Source organism: Calidifontibacter indicus (assembly GCF_003386865.1).
In the GTDB taxonomy this organism is placed as follows: Bacteria; Actinomycetota; Actinomycetes; order Actinomycetales; family Dermatophilaceae; genus Yimella; species Yimella indica.
This window is the reverse complement of sequence record NZ_QTUA01000001.1, coordinates 2,318,680-2,334,438: the sequence shown is the minus strand read 5'-3', so window position 1 is coordinate 2,334,438 and position 15,759 is coordinate 2,318,680. Positions and strand designations below refer to the sequence as shown.

14 protein-coding genes are annotated in these 15,759 nt (G+C 67.8%); 6 read left to right on the top strand and 8 right to left on the bottom strand.

Annotated elements, in window-relative coordinates; all coding sequences use genetic code 11:
- Nucleotides 1–60: 60 nt before the first annotated feature.
- Together DFJ65_RS11040 and DFJ65_RS11035 are read left to right on the top strand one after the other, a co-directional pair.
- The gene (locus tag DFJ65_RS11040; RefSeq protein ID WP_245950173.1) at nt 61–1,107 is read left to right on the top strand and encodes an aminoglycoside phosphotransferase family protein; all 1,047 of its coding nucleotides are present in this window, start codon (nt 61–63) and stop codon (nt 1,105–1,107) included.
- Between the two features lie 221 nt (nt 1,108–1,328).
- A complete protein-coding gene (locus DFJ65_RS11035; RefSeq protein WP_115923070.1) occupies nt 1,329–2,117 on the top strand; it encodes a class I SAM-dependent methyltransferase in 789 nt (262 codons plus the stop codon).
- 451 nt (nt 2,118–2,568) lie between these two features.
- Here the strand turns inward: DFJ65_RS11035 and DFJ65_RS11025 are convergent, their stop codons facing one another.
- On the bottom strand, nt 2,569–3,069 hold the full coding sequence (locus DFJ65_RS11025; RefSeq protein WP_211308422.1) for an NUDIX hydrolase: 501 nt from the start codon (nt 3,067–3,069) through the stop codon (nt 2,569–2,571).
- Nucleotides 3,070–3,213: 144 nt separating this feature from the next.
- On the opposite strand from DFJ65_RS11025, the gene DFJ65_RS17495 reads away from it, so the two are divergent.
- Complete coding sequence (locus tag DFJ65_RS17495) at nt 3,214–3,363, top strand: hypothetical protein (protein ID WP_170144066.1); 150 nt, start codon at nt 3,214–3,216, stop codon at nt 3,361–3,363.
- 112 nt (nt 3,364–3,475) lie between these two features.
- On the opposite strand, the gene DFJ65_RS11020 is transcribed toward DFJ65_RS17495, so the two are convergent.
- The 4 genes from DFJ65_RS11020 to DFJ65_RS11005 form a co-directional block, all read right to left on the bottom strand.
- Complete coding sequence (locus DFJ65_RS11020; RefSeq protein ID WP_115923067.1) at nt 3,476–3,772, bottom strand: hypothetical protein; 297 nt, start codon at nt 3,770–3,772, stop codon at nt 3,476–3,478.
- Nucleotides 3,773–4,040: 268 nt separating this feature from the next.
- Nucleotides 4,041–6,230: a phosphoinositide-specific phospholipase C-related protein gene (locus tag DFJ65_RS11015; protein ID WP_147301378.1), complete on the bottom strand. Its 2,190-nt coding sequence runs from the start codon at nt 6,228–6,230 to the stop codon at nt 4,041–4,043.
- A gap of 3 nt (nt 6,231–6,233) precedes the next feature.
- Complete coding sequence (locus DFJ65_RS11010) at nt 6,234–6,812, bottom strand: GrpB family protein (protein WP_115923065.1); 579 nt, start codon at nt 6,810–6,812, stop codon at nt 6,234–6,236.
- A gap of 16 nt (nt 6,813–6,828) precedes the next feature.
- Nucleotides 6,829–7,152 carry a hypothetical protein gene (locus DFJ65_RS11005; protein WP_147301377.1) on the bottom strand — a complete coding sequence of 108 codons (324 nt, stop codon included), beginning with the start codon at nt 7,150–7,152 and terminating at the stop codon, nt 6,829–6,831.
- 242 nt (nt 7,153–7,394) lie between these two features.
- On the opposite strand from DFJ65_RS11005, the gene DFJ65_RS11000 reads away from it, so the two are divergent.
- Complete coding sequence (locus DFJ65_RS11000; RefSeq protein ID WP_170144065.1) at nt 7,395–9,659, top strand: alpha-glucosidase; 2,265 nt, start codon at nt 7,395–7,397, stop codon at nt 9,657–9,659.
- A gap of 17 nt (nt 9,660–9,676) precedes the next feature.
- On the opposite strand, the gene DFJ65_RS10995 is transcribed toward DFJ65_RS11000, so the two are convergent.
- Together DFJ65_RS10995 and DFJ65_RS10990 are read right to left on the bottom strand one after the other, a co-directional pair.
- Nucleotides 9,677–11,512 carry a type 1 glutamine amidotransferase family protein gene (locus DFJ65_RS10995; protein ID WP_115923062.1) on the bottom strand — a complete coding sequence of 612 codons (1,836 nt, stop codon included), beginning with the start codon at nt 11,510–11,512 and terminating at the stop codon, nt 9,677–9,679.
- A 173-nt stretch (nt 11,513–11,685) separates the two neighbouring features.
- Nucleotides 11,686–14,052 (bottom strand): ATP-binding cassette domain-containing protein, encoded by a 2,367-nt coding sequence (locus DFJ65_RS10990; protein ID WP_115923061.1) that lies wholly within the window; start codon nt 14,050–14,052, stop codon nt 11,686–11,688.
- A gap of 162 nt (nt 14,053–14,214) precedes the next feature.
- Between DFJ65_RS10990 and DFJ65_RS10985 the strand changes: the two genes are divergently transcribed.
- Together DFJ65_RS10985 and DFJ65_RS10980 are read left to right on the top strand one after the other, a co-directional pair.
- Entirely contained in the window at nt 14,215–14,754 is a 540-nt protein-coding gene (locus DFJ65_RS10985) for an NUDIX hydrolase family protein (RefSeq protein WP_115923060.1), read from the top strand.
- Between the two features lie 23 nt (nt 14,755–14,777).
- Entirely contained in the window at nt 14,778–14,969 is a 192-nt protein-coding gene (locus tag DFJ65_RS10980; RefSeq protein WP_115923059.1) for a hypothetical protein, read from the top strand.
- A 70-nt stretch (nt 14,970–15,039) separates the two neighbouring features.
- On the opposite strand, the gene DFJ65_RS10975 is transcribed toward DFJ65_RS10980, so the two are convergent.
- Nucleotides 15,040–15,555 (bottom strand): DoxX family protein, encoded by a 516-nt coding sequence (locus DFJ65_RS10975; RefSeq protein WP_115923058.1) that lies wholly within the window; start codon nt 15,553–15,555, stop codon nt 15,040–15,042.
- Nucleotides 15,556–15,759 lie beyond the last annotated feature (204 nt).

The window sequence follows — 15,759 nt, the reverse complement described above, 5'->3', positions numbered from 1 at the left end:
CTCGAAGTATTGCCCAACGGCAGATCAGCCGCGACCCATCACCTGAACACCTGGCCGCAGTTGGCCGAGCCGTTGCCAGCCGGCGCGCAGGTACAGGCGCACCGCCGGGTCGCTCGCGTCGTCGTTCGTGCTCAGCAGGCACCGTCCATGGCGGAGCCAGATTTGCTTGCGGCTCAGCCCTGCTCGCGATTCGCTGGGTTCGTGAGTCTCCATGCAGACGAAGTCTCCATCACGATCGACGACGCGCGGCGACTGGTCGACGGCCAGTGTCCTCAGTGGCGATCGATGCCGCTGTCCCCCGCCGGCCACGGCACGGACAACCAGATGTTCCGCCTCGGCAATGAGTTTCTCGTGCGTCTCCCCCGGCGTCCGGGAACTGCGAAAGACGTTGCGAAAGAACAGGATTGGCTACCTCGGCTCGCGCCCCGACTCCCCCAGCAGATTCCGGAACCCGTGTTTCGCGGCGCCGCCGACGACGAGTACCCGTTCGCCTGGTCGGTGCTGCGCTGGATCGACGGCGCCGAGCCCGATGAGTCCACCGTCGACGACTGGGCGCAGTTCGGGCGCGACCTGGCGGAGTTCGTCGAGGCGCTGCACGGGATCGATCCTGGCGACGCACGCGCCGAAGGCGCTCTTGAGTGGTACCGCGGGCGGCGGCTTGCGGAGTTCGTTGCCGACGGCCACGACGTCATCGAGCAGGTGCGCGGCCTTGACGGCCTCGTCGACCTCGACGTTCACGCGGTCGCCGACGAATGGCATCGCATCGCATCGGTACCCGACCCGGTCGTGCCCGACGTGCTCCTGCACGGCGACCTGCGGAGTGCGAATCTTCTTGCCCGCGACGGGAAGTTGGCGGCTGTCATCGATTTCGGTGCCCTGAACATCGGCAACCCGACGGCCGAACACGCGGCAGTCTGGCAGTTGCCGCGCGACGCCCGTGTCGCCTACCGCGAGCGGCTCGGAGTCGACGACGACTCCTGGCAACGCGCACGCGCTTGGGCCATCTTCGTGTCGTTGCTCGCGATGCCCTACTACTGGACGAGCTGGCCTGAGTTCGCGCGGTCGGGCATCGACACGATCAATACCGTGCTGGGCGAGCCTCGTTGAATCGCAGTCGAACCAAGCGGCGCTGAATCGCCTTCGATCGAGATCGATGCATGGTCGAGCCAGCGGGTGGAGATGAAGCGCAGTTGGGTCTGATACTGCCCGAAGCAGACGAGCGTCAGACACATGTCGGTCATGCCGCTCAAATCGGTATCCCGGGACAATCCGTACATGCGCAATCACCTCGGAGCGGACAGGCGTTGCGCGGAGATTAGGGTTTCCGGATGGCAGAGGAACTCGACCCCGTTGCCCACAACCGTGCCGCGTGGGACCAACTCGTCGACAACGACAACGAGTGGTCGCGGCCGGTCGGCTCGGACGTCATCGCGCGGGCTCGCGCAGGTGACTGGTCGGTGGTGCTCATCGGCTACGAGCCGACACCGCGGGACTGGTTTCCGGCCGATCTGGACGGATCGGACGTGCTGTGCCTGGCGTCCGGCGGCGGGCAGCAGGGGCCGGTGCTTGCGGCGGCTGGTGCCAACGTGACAGTTTTCGACAACTCCCCCAAACAGCTGGCCCGCGACGAGGAGGTCGCGGCGCGCGACGGCCTCGAGATCCGCACCATGCTCGGAGACATGCGCAATCTGAGCGCATTCGACAAGGAGAGCTTCGACGTCGTCCTCAACCCGGTCTCGAATGTCTTCTGCCCAGACCTCGCGCCTGTCTGGGCGGAGTGCTTCCGGGTGCTGCGACCGGGCGGCGCGTTGCTCGTCGGGTTCATGAACCCGGACATCTACATGTTCGACGAGAACGCACTCGATCGGCGCGAACTCGTTGTCGCACACAGACTTCCCTACAGTTCTCTCGACCTGCCGGAGGCCGAGCGGGAGCGTGCCTACGGCGATGGTCCGATCGAGTACAGCCACTCACTGACGACCCAGATCGGTGGCCAGCTGCTTGCCGGGTTCAGCCTGACGCACCTCGTCGAAGCGCCGCACCACGCGGACGTCACCGCGGAGCACTTGCCGGGCTACATCGCGACACGCGCAGTGAAGCCCGTCGGCCGGAACTGACGCCTCAGTGGGCCGACGCGTCGACTTGCACCGCGTAACCCGACGCGAGCACCGCGACGGTCGGACGCGGCGTCAACACTTCGGCGTCGCCGGTCTACGGACGCGGCGACCACTCGCCGTAACCGCCGGAAGCGGCGTCCCAACGTGCCAGGTGATCCTGCACGACCACCACCGCAGCGCCCTCAACCACGACGAACGTTCCATCGGGCACGTCACGCCAGGGCAACGTCCACGTCAAACGCAACCCGGGGCCGAGTGGTCGCCGGGTCCGGTGCAGCGCGGCGTCCATCTCGACCGCGCGAGGTGCCGAAGAACCAGCCGCACCCACCACGACGACTCGTTGGGAACAGTCAAGTCATCCACTACCGGACTTCCGACACCCCATAGCGGGTCCACTTCACACCGTCAGCCTGGGGCCAACTCTGCTTGACGTAGCCAGATCCTCGGGGCGTCATGCCAGATCCTCCGGACGAAGACCTTCGGGTCCGAGGTAGACGTCGTGACTCGATTCAAGGGCAAGTGTCAGAGTCTTGCGGTAGCGGTCATCAAGTTCAGGAAGTGCGTCAATGGGGAACCATGCCACTGCGGAAGACTCGTCATCGCCGACCTTTGCCTCACCCGCAACCGCCTCGCAGAGGAAAGCGATGTCGTAGTACTGGGTCTGGTCTCCGTTGGGGTAGGTACTCCGAGGAAGGGTTTGGACCCATAGGAGCCGCGTGATCCTGGCCTGGAGAGTCGTCTCCTCATGGATCTCCCGCACCATCGCCTCGTGGGCCTGCTCACCGGGATCGATAGCGCCGCTGATCAGCGTCCATACACCATTCTCTGAGCGGCGGACAGCCAGGACCTCGCGGGAGTCAGGGGTCCCACGCATAACGACTCCAGTGACCCCTGGCAGGAGGACGAGGTCATTGCCCACCTTGGACCTCAATCCCGCGACGTAGTCCGACATGCCCATATTCGTTGCCTCCCGAGTCCTACCCCCTGACAGATCTTGACAGGATGAACTCTAATTCCTCTTTTTACAGATCCCTGCAGGCAACCTAGCGACCGAACAGCGCGTGTCTCACCTGGGCAAAATTTACATGGATCATGCATGGAATCCCGTGTACAGCTGCTCGACGACGTACCGCTCACCGAAGCCGAGACCGAGTACGTCGAGGCCGCCCGGGCGGCGAACACACTGGCCCGCGACGTCACCAACGCCACGGCAGCCTCGACGCCTTCGCCCTCGCTCCTGGCCTGAGCCAGGTCGGCGAGTTGAGCGATGCGGGTGGCGATCGGGAGGTCCACGCCCGCGGCACCGGCGGGGCCACTACGTCCGTCCCACCGCTCGTAGAGGGCAGCCCCGCCCAGTCTTACCGGTAGGAGTTGCGACGCGCAGCGATGTCGTCGCCCAACCAGCGTCCGTACTCGTGCGAATCCGCGTGACATCCGATCCACATCACCATCGTCGTGTGGAAGGCGGAACGCTGTTGGTCGGCGTCGAGCCCGAGAGCGCCGGCGAGGCGGTGCGCACAGATCGCAGACCGCAGCACATGTTCGGCCGGCAGTCCGAGGCCCAGGTCGATAGCAAGGGTGAGCGCCCCGAGCAGCTCCTGCCGGTCGGGACCGACTCCGTCGGGTGCGACGCCGATCCATTCCCACAGCTGCACCGTGCCGCCGGCAGCTTGCGTTGGCGACCAGCGTGCCGGGGTCGACCGCTCGTGAGGTGAGGCCGATCGGACAGAGGAGGAAGCGTCCGCCGGCGGCCGCGTAGCGGTCGAGCAGGCCCGGCAGGTCGGGGCGCGGCACGTAGGCCGCCAGATGTGGTGTTGGTGTCCATGTCTCAGGTGTATGCCCGCGCGACGGGCCGCACATGAGGCATTCGCCCCAGGAATCGCCACCAGCTTCGCCGACGGTGCCGCGGTCGCGGCCCATGCGTCAGCCGACCCGGTTCAGCGCGTTCACCACTCGGAAGAGATCGCCGCGGTTGTAGTAGTTGACGGCGACGAAGTTGGGGATCATGCCGCGTTCCTTCTGGCACCGCAGCATCCGCGGGTAGAGGCTGTCGTAGGCATTGACCTGGTCGGCGCCGGTGACGATGCGGTCGAAGTTGTTGAGCCAGTTGTTGATGAGCAGGAGTTGGCTCTTGTCGGTGCCCCGGTTGCGTGCGCAGCTGAGTTGCTCGGGCGTCTTCGCGTCGTAGTTGGTGTCCTGCGCCTGGTCCCAGCCCTGCAAGAGCCACGGGTAGGTCGCTCCCCCGCCGTCGCGCTGCATCAGCACGACGACCCGCTTGCCGGTTTCGATCATCTGGCCGAGGGTGGGCCAGGGCCGGCCCGGCTCGTGGGTGGCGACGTAGGGCAGCAGCCCGGCTGCCTCGAACACCTTCGCGGTGTCGGCGGCCGACACGTTGTCCTCGATGAAGAAGGTCACGACCTCCCGCGGGTGGTTCTGCAACCAGGTGCGGACGCCGGCCATCGCGGGCTCCCACTTGGTCGCGCCGATGTCGCAGACGGCGTGGCACAAGTACGGCTCGACCGGACCGATCGGGTTGCCCGACACCGTGTTCCGCAGCCGCCGTGCGCTTGCCACCGCCCCAGCACCGAATTCGGCGTTCAACTGCGCTTCGGCTTTCGCCTTGTCCTTGGCCGCGTTGGAGACCTGGCCGGGGGTTGTGGTGGCCTGCCCGTACCAGGTGTCGATCAGCAGCACCCTGATGCCGGCGTCCAGCTGTCCCACGAGCCCGGTCGGCTGCTCGGCGAGGAACCATCCCGGCTCGTCGGCCGCCGACATCGAGTTGTGCGCGGCCGGATAGGCGACCTGGTTGTACGGACGCGCGCAGAGTTCGACATATCCGTTGCACCGGGTGTCGTTCGGCACCGCCAGCACGGCAGGCAGGGCGCGCGACGACGGCAGCGCCAGCGAGATCACCAAGCCGGCGACAACCACCCCCGGAGCCACCTGCAGCACCCGGCCGATCCAGCGCTGCACCCGATCGCTCACTCGCGAGCCGTGCTCGGCGACAAGTTGGGACAGGATGCGGGTCGCCTCGCCGAGTCCGAGCAGCAACACCCCCAGACCGATCAGCAGCGCGACCGCCTGCACCGCCGACGCGGGCCGCACCACCACGTACGTGCCGAGGAGCACCAGAATGCCCGCACGCAGGCCCTGCACCCGCTGCGAGGACGGTTGCAGCTCAAGCCAATCGCGCGCGTCCGAGGTGGCGGGTGCGCCGTCGAGCGCCGCGACGACGCGCAGCACCACGCCGGCACCGAGCAGCACTGCGGCCGGCCACCACAGGAGACCGACGAGTTCGTGGATCGTCGCCGCCCGCAGCGCGCCGTCGAGGGTGTTGGTGCCGGTGGTCGAACCGATGACGGTGCCCACCCCTGCCACGAGCGCGACGAGGCAGCCCGCACCGAGAAGTGAACGGCCGGCAAGGCGCACCGACCGTTCGCCCCACCCGCTCGCCCAGGCCGCCGCGACGACGCACAGCAGTGCCAGCAGCGGCAACAGCCACGACAACAAGGAAACCCGGCGGGCCAGGTCGATCGTCGAGTGCGCGGCTGTCTGATCGCCGATCCGAGCGAGCGTCACATCGAGGTTCGGCGGCAGCGACGCTGCGGTGTCGGGCGAGATCTTCGCGACCACACCCGACAACACCGCGCCGATGTCGGCGAGCCGCAGCACGACCGTCCCTGACCCGGGCTGGGTGAACGCCGCGTGCACCTCGCGGATCGTCGCCGTCAGCATCGGGCTCACGCTCGGACTCTGCACCACGGCCACCGACGCCGCTTCGATCAGCGGACGCACCGCCACGAGATCGGGGTTGGCCTCGATCACCTTGTTGGTCATGGCGATTCCGACCTGACGCGCGACGGCGTCGTCCTGCCGGACGGCGTCGACGTGGGCCGCAAAGCGTGAACCGTCGACGAGTTGTCGGTTGGCGATGCCTGCGAGAGTGCCGCCGGCAAGCAGCACCGCGCTCACCACGCACAGGACGATGGATGCCCAGGCCCGCGCCGATCTGCGCGGTTTCGCCCGCCCGACTACCGGCTCGCGGGACTCGGCCGACTCGGGTGACACAGGGTCTGCGTCGTCACCCGACGCCGGCTCGCCGTCCTGGTCCACAACTCAAGCATCTCGCATCCGGCGTGAGCGAGCAAGGTCTTTGATCTGTTCGATCACCGCGGTCTTGGCATCCGAGTATGCGTTCATGTCGGGCCAGTCCTGCGCGACCAACTCGCGCTTGGTGCGTTCGTACAGGTCGCGGTCGGCGTCGTCGGCGCGCAACTGGTCGCGCAGCAGCAAGTAATCGTCGGCCGCGGGGTCGTCGGGTTCAAGGATGTGCACGTGCACGTCACGCTCGGGTGTGCGCACCAGCCGGTGGCCGGGTTCGCGCACCCGCATCACGTAACCCGCGGTGAGCAGTTGGTCGAGGTAGTCCTCCTCGGCCGTGATGTCGGGCACGGTCACGAGGATGTCGATGATCGGCTTGGCGGCCAGGCCGGGCACAGCCGTCGACCCGATGTGTTCGACCGCCGCCGCGTTGTCGCCGAGCGCCGCACGGATGCGCGCCTCGTGGGTGCAATAGTCCCGCGCCCACGACGGGTCGTGCTCCACGAGGTACAACTCCCGCTTCTCGACACCGCCGACGAGTTCGACATCGTTGACGTCAGGGCGGCGTCGGGCGCGGGGCTTGGACTGGCTCACTCCAGGAGGCTAGCCGTCAGCACCGTTGCCCGGAGTCGACGGTCCAGGTGCCGTCGCGCAGCTTCAGCACATGCAACCTGGAGTCGTCGGCCTTCAGCAGCACACCGCTGTCCGACGTCTCGGCGGTCGCCCACCCGTCCTTCGGCAGGCCGTTCTTCGCGGCGTACGCCTGCGCGGCGGCCACTGGGGTGGCAGCTCCGCCGCCCTGATCCGAGATCAGCGACAGGGCGAAACCGGTGCACGACGGACCGTCGCCCGTGGCGCCGCAACCGGTGACGGCCAAGAGCACCGAGCTTGCGAGGGCAAGCCGAACGAACCTGTTCGCCGCAGGCGGGGTCATGGCGACCAGTATCCGAAGGGGGGCGCGGGGTGGCTACGGCCGTAACTGCATCGCAACCGGTATGAGTCGATTCCGTGATGTCCTCGATGGCGTCGATGTCGGGGCCGACTCAGCTCGGACGCAGACCCGCCAGGTAGACGTCGACGAGCAGTGGCTTCGCCGATACCGGACGATGCTCCGGTCACGAGGGATACCCGGTCGGTCATCGCGGCGGACGGCGTGCGCACCTTAGGCTGCACAGCGTGAGCACAGCAGTCGTCCGCCGAACCCGCCGACGTCGCTGGCCTCGGCGTCTGCTCGTCTCCCTGGTGGTGCTGGCCCTCGTCGCTGCCGCTGGTCTGGTCACCTGGGCGCGGACCTTTCCCGCCGACGACGTCGAGGTGGTGCGTCCGACGAAGCTCACCTTCGCCCCCGGTGTCGGCGGGGCGCGGGTGCAGGACCTCGAGGCCGTCGTCTTCGGTGATCGGCTGCAGCTTCAGCGCAACGAGCGTGTCGTCTGGACCAGCCCGATCAACCAGTCCTTCGTCACAGCGGCGAAGGCAACGGTGAAGTACGACGACCATCACGGCTACTTCTGGCCGACGGTCTCGACCGGTCGCGAGTGGACCACTCAGCGAGTCGATTCGGTTCGGGCACAGGGAGATCGGATCGTCGTGAGCGGTGTGCTCACCGGGTCGCCGCAGGTGCCCTACACGATGACGATCGCGCCACGGGCCGCCGGCGGGCTGGACGTGCAACTCAGCACCACCTCGACCGCCGTCGACGCGATCGGTTTCCAGACCGGGCGCACGCCCGGGCGCGGGGTGCACGGCTTCGGCGAACAGTTCGACAGCTTCGACCTCTCGGGCCGGCTCATTCCGCTGCTGGTGCGCGAGCAGGGGGTCGGGCGCGGGGAGCAGCCGGTCACCTTCCTCGCCGATGCCACGCAGCACGGCGCCGGCGGCACCCGCCAGATGACGTACGCCGCCTACCCGACCTTCGTCACCGATGACCTGCGCGGGGTGCGGGTCAGCCCGACCAGCCCCGAGGCGGGAGCGTTCGCGGTCGCCGACACCCGCAACGGTGACCGCGTCGGACTGCAGGTCTGGAGCCGCACGCTGCATCTCGAACTGACAGCCGCCGAGTCCGCCACCGGCCTCATTACCCAACAACAAGGCGCCGTCACCCGCCCCGAACTGGCGTCGTGGACCCAGGACGGTCTGATCGTCGGAGTGCAGGGTGGCAGCGCGAAGGTGCGCGACACCGTCCGCCGGTTGAAGGCCGCGGGGGTGCGGGTTGCAGGAGTGTGGATCCAGGACTGGGCGGGGCAACGCACCACCGGCTTCGGCGACCGACTCTGGTGGACCTGGCAACCCGACCCCACCAGGTATCCCGACTGGAAGGGTCTGGTTGCGGAACTGCAGAGTCAAGGCATCCGCACCACCACCTACGTCAACCCCTTCCTCACCGACGCGACCGGACGGCCCGGCACGAACCTCTACGCGCAGGCCGCCGACCGCGGTTACCTGATTCGCGACGCCGCCGGCAAGCCGTACCAGCAGGACCAGGGCGGTTTCTCCGCGACGATGGTCGACTTCACCAATCCGGCTGCCCGGCAATGGTTCTCCCAAGTGATCGCGCAACACGTGTTGGCCGATGGAGTGGTCGGTTTCATGGCCGACTTCGGTGAAGGGCTGCCGATGGACGCGCGCCTGCACTCCGGCGATGCGCGCACCCTGCACAACCGTTGGCCGAAACTATGGGCCGACACCGTGAAGGCCGGTTGCGCTGCCGCGGGCCGCACCGATTGCGTCACGTGGTTCCGCTCCGGCACCCCGGACATGGCCGGCGACACCCCGCTGTTCTGGAACGGCGATCAGCTGGTGACCTGGTCGGCCGACGACGGGCTTGCCTCGAGCTTGCTCGGCACCTTCTCCAGCGGCGTGTCGGGTTGGGCCCTCAACCACAGCGATCTGGGCGGCTACACCTCGGTGAACGCGGTCGTGAAGAACTACGTCCGCTCCCCCGAACTGCTGCAGCGCTGGGGTGAGGTCGCTGCGTTCGGGGTGGTGCTGCGATCACACGAGGGCAACCGGCCCGCGCAGAATCGTCAGGTCTACGACACCGCCGAACTCGCTGCAACAGCACGCAATTCGCGCATCTTCGCTGCGCTCGCGCCGTATCGGGCGACCGTGCTCGCCGAAGCGACCGGCGACGGCGTTCCTGCGGTGCGGCACACCTGGGTGAACTGGCCGAACACCACTGCGGCCGCGAATGACAGGCAGTTCTTCCTCGGGCGCAGCCTCCTCGTCGCGCCGGTGCTGGCCGAAGGCTCTCGGACGGCGACGGTCTCGTTCCCACCCGGCACGTGGGTCAACATCTTCACCGGGGCCAGCTACTCCGGCGGTCTGACCACCGACGTGCCCGCGCCGCTCGGCACGCCGGCCGCGTTCGTGAGTGCTGACGACCCGTGGCTGCCGAAGATTCGAGCCGCGGTGCAGGCACAGGGACTGAGCACCGCGAACTGACCGAATCGGGGTCCGAGCTACCGGACGGTGGATGTGGGTCCGAACGCACTCAACCACACGTTGATTGCTCCGAGCGCGCCGTTCGAGCCGGGCAGCCAGCGAGCTTGCCGCCCGTCGACGACCACGACGCTCCGCTCACCGATGACTGTGGCCTGTGCGCTGCTGACGCGCAACGCCGTCCGCTCGCTGATGCCGACTCCAACAGTGGACGGTGCGGCCTTCCCACCGGTGTACAGGCGACCCCAGCGGTAACCCTCGGTGAGCTCCGGTTCGAAGCGGTAGCCCGGCACGATGCCGAGGCCGGTGGCCAGCACCGGGTAGGAGGTGCGGAACTGGGCGATCGCTTCGTCCTCATCGAAGAGGTCCGGATCGGGGTTGGCCAGGTAGTTCGCACCCAGCGCGGGCGTCATCGCACCGTCCGTCATCACAATTGTGGTGGTCACGGCGACCTTGACCGTCTGGGTGAACTGCTTGTCATGCAGCGCCTTCGGTATCGCCGACTGGTCACCACCGACGAAGAGCACAGCCGCGGCGCCGGCGATGGTGCCCGGGTTGACCTTGTCGCTGCCCTGCACCACCGACCTGGTCGCACCCGACCAACCAGCTCCCTTGACAGCGCTCACGTACTTCGCGGCAGCTGCCCGGCCCGAGGCCTCGTCGGCGTAGCCGGCAGCGATCACGACGACCGGTCCCTTCCCACCGGCCGCGGACACGAACGATCGAAGGGCACCCGACGATGCTGAGTCGTTCTGTCCACCGCCGAGCAAGAGCGTCCGCTTCGTGGCCAGGGGCGGCAGCGCCTGCTGGACCGGTGCGGCGACCGGCGCGCCGCCCGATGACGGCGTGCGCGACGCAACGTCGTAGGTCATCCTGGTGCCCGGCGCCATCAGGTGTGTGAGCGCGCCGCGCAAGGTCAGTGTCTGCCGTGGTCCGACCCAGGTCGGTGCGGACGCGTGCCTGAGGTCGATGAAGGTCGACGAGGACGCGCCGTACGGACGAGCGACGCTCGTGTCGTCGGTGATGGCCAGCCCGGTGGCGAAGTCGACCCCGAGGCCGAGCTTGCCGGCGCCGCCGTAGCGCTGCGCCGACTCCGCGGTGTACTCCACCAGCCGACCGAAGCGTCCTCGCTGGTAGAAGTGCTGGTCGAGGATGATCTTGCGCGAGCCGAAGGACAACCCCCGCTCGTCGCTCGCCGCGTCGTCACCCCAGAAGATGAGCGCCTGGCCTCGCTCCATCGCGTTCTCGGGGTAGCCACTGGGGGCGTAACCGGCACCCATGCTCACCGACTCGACCGCGTTTCCTGCGCTCGTGCCGCCGAACACCACCCCGCGGCCGGACGCGTAGTGCATCGACTGCTCGGCCGGGGTGTTCGCCAGTACCTGCATGGCGAGCACCTGGTCGCCGCCGAGGATGAAGCTGCCGTCGGTACCGGGATCGCGGAACGCATTTGAGTTCTTCGGATCAAGCGCGTCGGCGCGGTTCAACAAGGTGAGCAGCGTGGCGTTGCAACCACCCGGGAAGCGCGCGGCATACGCGGACGCGGCGACCGCCGCATCGCACTCGCGATCGATCTGTTGCGCCCGTTCACCGGCAAGACGCAGGTTCTGCGCACGATCTTCCGGTGCGTCACCGTACGACGACGGCACGACCAGGATGTCGACGGTCGACCCGGTCGCGTGCGCGGCCACCTCGAGCGCGAATCCGCGCAGGGCGGGCGACTCATATCCGCCACCGATCGGTGTGAGCACCAGTGGTGCGGTGGGATCGGCCGCCTGCGCGCTCGACGGGGCGAGCGTGAAGGTGCCGCAGACGACGGCGAGCGCAGCAGCGGTGAGGCGAGAACGACGAGGCATGACGGAACCCTTCGTTGCGTGACGAGGCGTGACGGTGGAGCCACGCTATGCCCGACACGACGTTCTACGGGGAGCAGCGAGCCTTCGAATCGCGTTGTCGAACCGACGTACTCGGCTCCAGTGAAAGATTGCTGCTGCTATGACAGCACCAATCTTTCACTGGAACCGCCCAATCACTTCCCGGCGGCGACGTACTGCGCGAGATACTTGCCGGTCAGCGTCTTCTGCCCCTTCACCAGGTCGGCCGGGGTGCCCTCGAACACGATCTCGCCGCCGTCATGTCCGGCGCCCGGACCGAGGTCGATGATCCAGTCGGCGTGCGCCATGACGGCCTGGTGGTGCTCGATGACGATGACCGACTTGCCGGAGTCGACGAGGCGGTCGAGCAGCGTCAGCAACTGCTCGACGTCGGCCAGGTGGAGGCCGGTGGTCGGTTCGTCGAGGATGTAGACGCCGCCCTTCTCCCCCATGTGGGTCGCGAGCTTGAGCCGCTGCCGCTCCCCGCCGGAGAGCGTCGTCAGCGGCTGCCCGAGCCGCAGGTAACCGAGCCCCACCTCGGACATGTGCCCGAGGATCTTCGCCGCGGCGGGCACCTTCGCGTCGCCGTCGGCGAAGAACTCCAGCGCCTCGTCGACCGGCAGCTCCAACACCTCGGCGATATTGCGCCCGCCGAACTCGTACTCGAGCACGGCGCTGGAGAAGCGCTTGCCCTCGCAGTCCTCGCAGACGGTCGACATGCCGGCCATGATGCCGAGATCGGTGTAGATGACCCCGGCCCCGTTGCAGGTCGGGCAAGCGCCTTCGGAATTCGCGCTGAACAGAGCGGGTTTCACGCCGTTCGCCTTTGCGAACGCCTTACGGATCGGCTCCAGCAGGCCGGTGTACGTGGCCGGGTTACTGCGTCGCGAACCGCGGATCGCCGTCTGGTCGACCACCACCACACCGTCGCGCTTGGCGAGCGACCCGTGGATCAGGGAGCTCTTGCCCGACCCGGCGACACCGGTCACCACGACCAGGACGCCGGTGGGGATGTCGACGTCGACGTCCTTGAGGTTGTGGGTGCCCGCGCCGCGCACCTCGATGACGCCGTCCGCCTCGCGCACCTGGTCCTTCAGCGAGGCCCGGTCGTCGAGGTGCTTGCCGGTGAGCGTGCCGGCTTTGCGCAGCCCGGCGATGTCGCCCTCGTAGACCACCTCACCGCCGCCCGAGCCGGCCGCCGGACCGATGTCGACGATGTGGTCGGCGATCTCGATCATCTCGGGCTTGTGCTCGACCACGAGCACCGTGTTTCCCTTGTCGCGCAACCGGATCAGCAGCTCGTTCATCCGCTGGATGTCGTGCGGGTGCAGCCCGATCGAGGGCTCGTCGAAGACATACGTCACGTCGGTGAGCGCCGACCCGAGGTGGCGGATCATCTTGGTGCGCTGTCCCTCTCCCCCGCTGAGCGTGCCCGACGGACGGTTCAGGCTGAGGTAGCCGAGCCCGATCTCGACGAACGAGTCGAGGGTGTGTTGCAGCCCCGCGATCAGTGGCGCGACCGACTTGTCATCGACCCCGCGCAGCCACTCGGCGAGCGCGTCGATCTGCATCTCGCACGCCTCGGCGATGTTGATGCCCTTGATCTTGGAGGAGCGGGCGTGTTCGGCCAGCCGCGTGCCGTCGCACTCCGGACACGTGGTGAAGGTGACCACCCGGTCGACGAACGCGCGGATGTGCGGCTGCATCGAGTCGCGGTCCTTCGACAGCATCGACTTCTGGATCTTGGGGATGATGCCCTCGTAGGTGAGGTTGATGCCCTCCACCTTGATCTTGGTCGGCTCCTTGTAGAGCAGGTCGTGCAGTTGCCGCTTGGTGAACTTCTTGACCGGCTTGTCCATGTCGAAGAAGCCCGACCCGCCGAAGATCCGGCCGTACCACCCGTCCATCGAATAGCCGGGCACCTTCAAGGCGCCTTCGGACAGCGAGAGGTTCTCGTCGAACAGCTCGGCGAGGTCGAAGTCGGAGACCTGCCCCATGCCCTCGCAGCGCGGGCACATGCCGCCGAGCCGGTTGAAGGTCGCCTTCTCGGCGATGGTCTTGGCGCCCTTCTGCACGGTGATCGCTCCCGACGCCGACACCGACGGCACGTTGAACGAGAACGCGTTCGGTCCGCCGATGTGCGGAACACCCAACCGGGAGAACAAGATCCGCAGCATCGCGTTCGCGTCGGTGACGGTGCCGACGGTCGACCGGGCGTTCGCGCCCATCCGCTCCTGGTCAACGATGATCGCGGTCGTCAACCCCTCGAGCACGTCGACCTCCGGCCGGGCGAGCGTCGGCATGAAGCCCTGGACGAACGCGCTGTAGGTCTCGTTGATGAGGCGCTGGGACTCCGCGGCGATGGTGCCGAAAACCAGCGAACTCTTGCCCGACCCCGACACCCCGGTGACCGCGGTGAGGCGGCGTTTGGGTAGGTCGACGCTGATGTCCTTCAGGTTGTTGACGCGGGCGCCCTGCACCCGGATGACGTCGTGGCTGTCGGCTGCCGGCGTGGTGGCCATGGCTTGGTTCTCCGTCCGGCTGCGGGTCGGTCGGATGCATCGGTCGCAGCCGACCCGATCCAACCACGCTGCCGACCCGCCGTGGGAACGGCCGCACCCCGGCCCACAACACGACGTGGAGGCCGAGCGATCGACAGAACGGTCACTGACACAATGGCGCCCATGAGTGGCATGGACACCGAGACCGGCGGAGCCTGGCTGTCCCGCGAGGAGATCCGCGACGCCCGCGAGCGGTTGCCGATCCTGTACGTCGACCTGATCCCCGTCCGGGTGGACGAGCGATCGATGGTGACCGAGATCGGCCTGTTGCTGCGCGGCAACGCGGAAGGACGCATCCGACGCGAACTGGTGTCTGGCCGGGTGCTCTACCACGAGCGCATCCGCGACGCGATCCTGCGCCACATTGAGAAGGACCTCGGTCCGATGGCACTGCCGCAGGTGCCGATCTCCCCGCAGCCCTTCGCGATCGCCGAGTACTTCCCGACCCCTGGTGTGACGCCGTTCCACGACCCGCGCCAGCACGCCGTGTCGATGGCGCACATCGTGGTCGTGATGGGTGATTGTGCACCGAGCGCCGATTCCCTCGACCTCGCGTGGCTGAGCCCGCAGGAGGCGCTCGAACTTGCCCGCACCGAGGAGATGGCCGGCGGTCATGGCGTGTTGTTGCGTCAGGCGTTGGCCCACCTCGGGTTCCCGGTCTGAACCGGCGCGCGTCCGAGCTGCCGATGACCGATCTGCGGATCGAACCCTGCCGGAGCGAATGCGCTTGGGGCGCGACCGGCGCCGAACTCGACGGCGAACCCTTGTTCGCGTGTCGCTCCTGCGGCAGTGAGTGGGTGCCCAGTCAGCCCTGGACCCCGGCTGACGCCGACGGCTGCGTGCCGGACGACGTCGCGCGGCTGCGTCGAGCCGACTGAACGGACCGGAGAAGCAGATCGCCGGACGCACCCGTGGTGGGTGCGTCCGGCGATTCGCGTGGTGTTCGGGTTACAGCGGCAGCTTGTTCTGCGCGTTCGCCGCGGCGAGGCGAGCCTCGAGCGCACCGGTGTGCGCGGCGCGACCGACGGCGTCCTTCGCCATGCCGGCGCGGTAGGTGAGGCCGGGCTTGCCGGCGGTGTCGACGGCCGAGGTGAGCAGGCCGCCGAGCAGGCCGAGGTTGGTGACGAAACCGACCAGGTGGCGGCGCTTGTCGGCCTCATTGTCGGTGGCCCAGAAGGCTTGGCCGGCCAGCGTGGTCGGGATCAACAGGCCGGACAGCAGCGCCGACGAAACGCGCGGCGCCTTGCCGGTTGCAAGGAGCAGGCCACCGGCCACCATTGCGGCCCCATTGGCCTTGACCAGCACGTTCGGGTCGCTGGTCGGCAGCTTCATCGGCGCGGCGAGCCGGTTGGTGACCGGTTCGGCTGCTGGTGCGAACTGCTCGCTGTTGCGCAGCTGGTTGAAGCCGCCGAACACGAACGGGGCGGCGAGCAGCGGACGGGCCAGAAGACGGACGAGAGCCATCGGGGCGAATCCTTTCGTCGGGGATCGGGATGCTGCGTCCAACGCTATCGATCGGCGAAGTCCCGGCGGGAGTCGGCGGGCTGTGAATACGCACGCCCACCCCTGAGGGTGCGTCCGAAATATGGACGTCATGACCAGATGGCGGATGCGCTGTGGCTGTGTCGGCGGCCGGTGCGATGATTGGGCGAAGCTGCCGGCGCACCA

Bases quoted from the DNA above. Each gene is read 5' to 3' on its own strand.
- DFJ65_RS11035 (WP_115923070.1), top strand. From the start codon at position 1,329: ATGGCAGAGGAACTCGACCCCGTTGCCCACAACCGTGCCGCGTGGGAC.
- DFJ65_RS11025 (WP_211308422.1), bottom strand. From the start codon at position 3,069: ATGTCGGACTACGTCGCGGGATTGAGGTCCAAGGTGGGCAATGACCTC.
- DFJ65_RS17495 (WP_170144066.1), top strand. From the start codon at position 3,214: ATGGAATCCCGTGTACAGCTGCTCGACGACGTACCGCTCACCGAAGCC.
- DFJ65_RS11005 (WP_147301377.1), bottom strand. From the start codon at position 7,152: ATGACCCCGCCTGCGGCGAACAGGTTCGTTCGGCTTGCCCTCGCAAGC.
- DFJ65_RS10995 (WP_115923062.1), bottom strand. From the start codon at position 11,512: ATGCCTCGTCGTTCTCGCCTCACCGCTGCTGCGCTCGCCGTCGTCTGC.
- DFJ65_RS10990 (WP_115923061.1), bottom strand. From the start codon at position 14,052: ATGGCCACCACGCCGGCAGCCGACAGCCACGACGTCATCCGGGTGCAG.
- DFJ65_RS10985 (WP_115923060.1), top strand. From the start codon at position 14,215: ATGAGTGGCATGGACACCGAGACCGGCGGAGCCTGGCTGTCCCGCGAG.
- DFJ65_RS10980 (WP_115923059.1), top strand. From the start codon at position 14,778: ATGACCGATCTGCGGATCGAACCCTGCCGGAGCGAATGCGCTTGGGGC.
- DFJ65_RS10975 (WP_115923058.1), bottom strand. From the start codon at position 15,555: ATGGCTCTCGTCCGTCTTCTGGCCCGTCCGCTGCTCGCCGCCCCGTTC.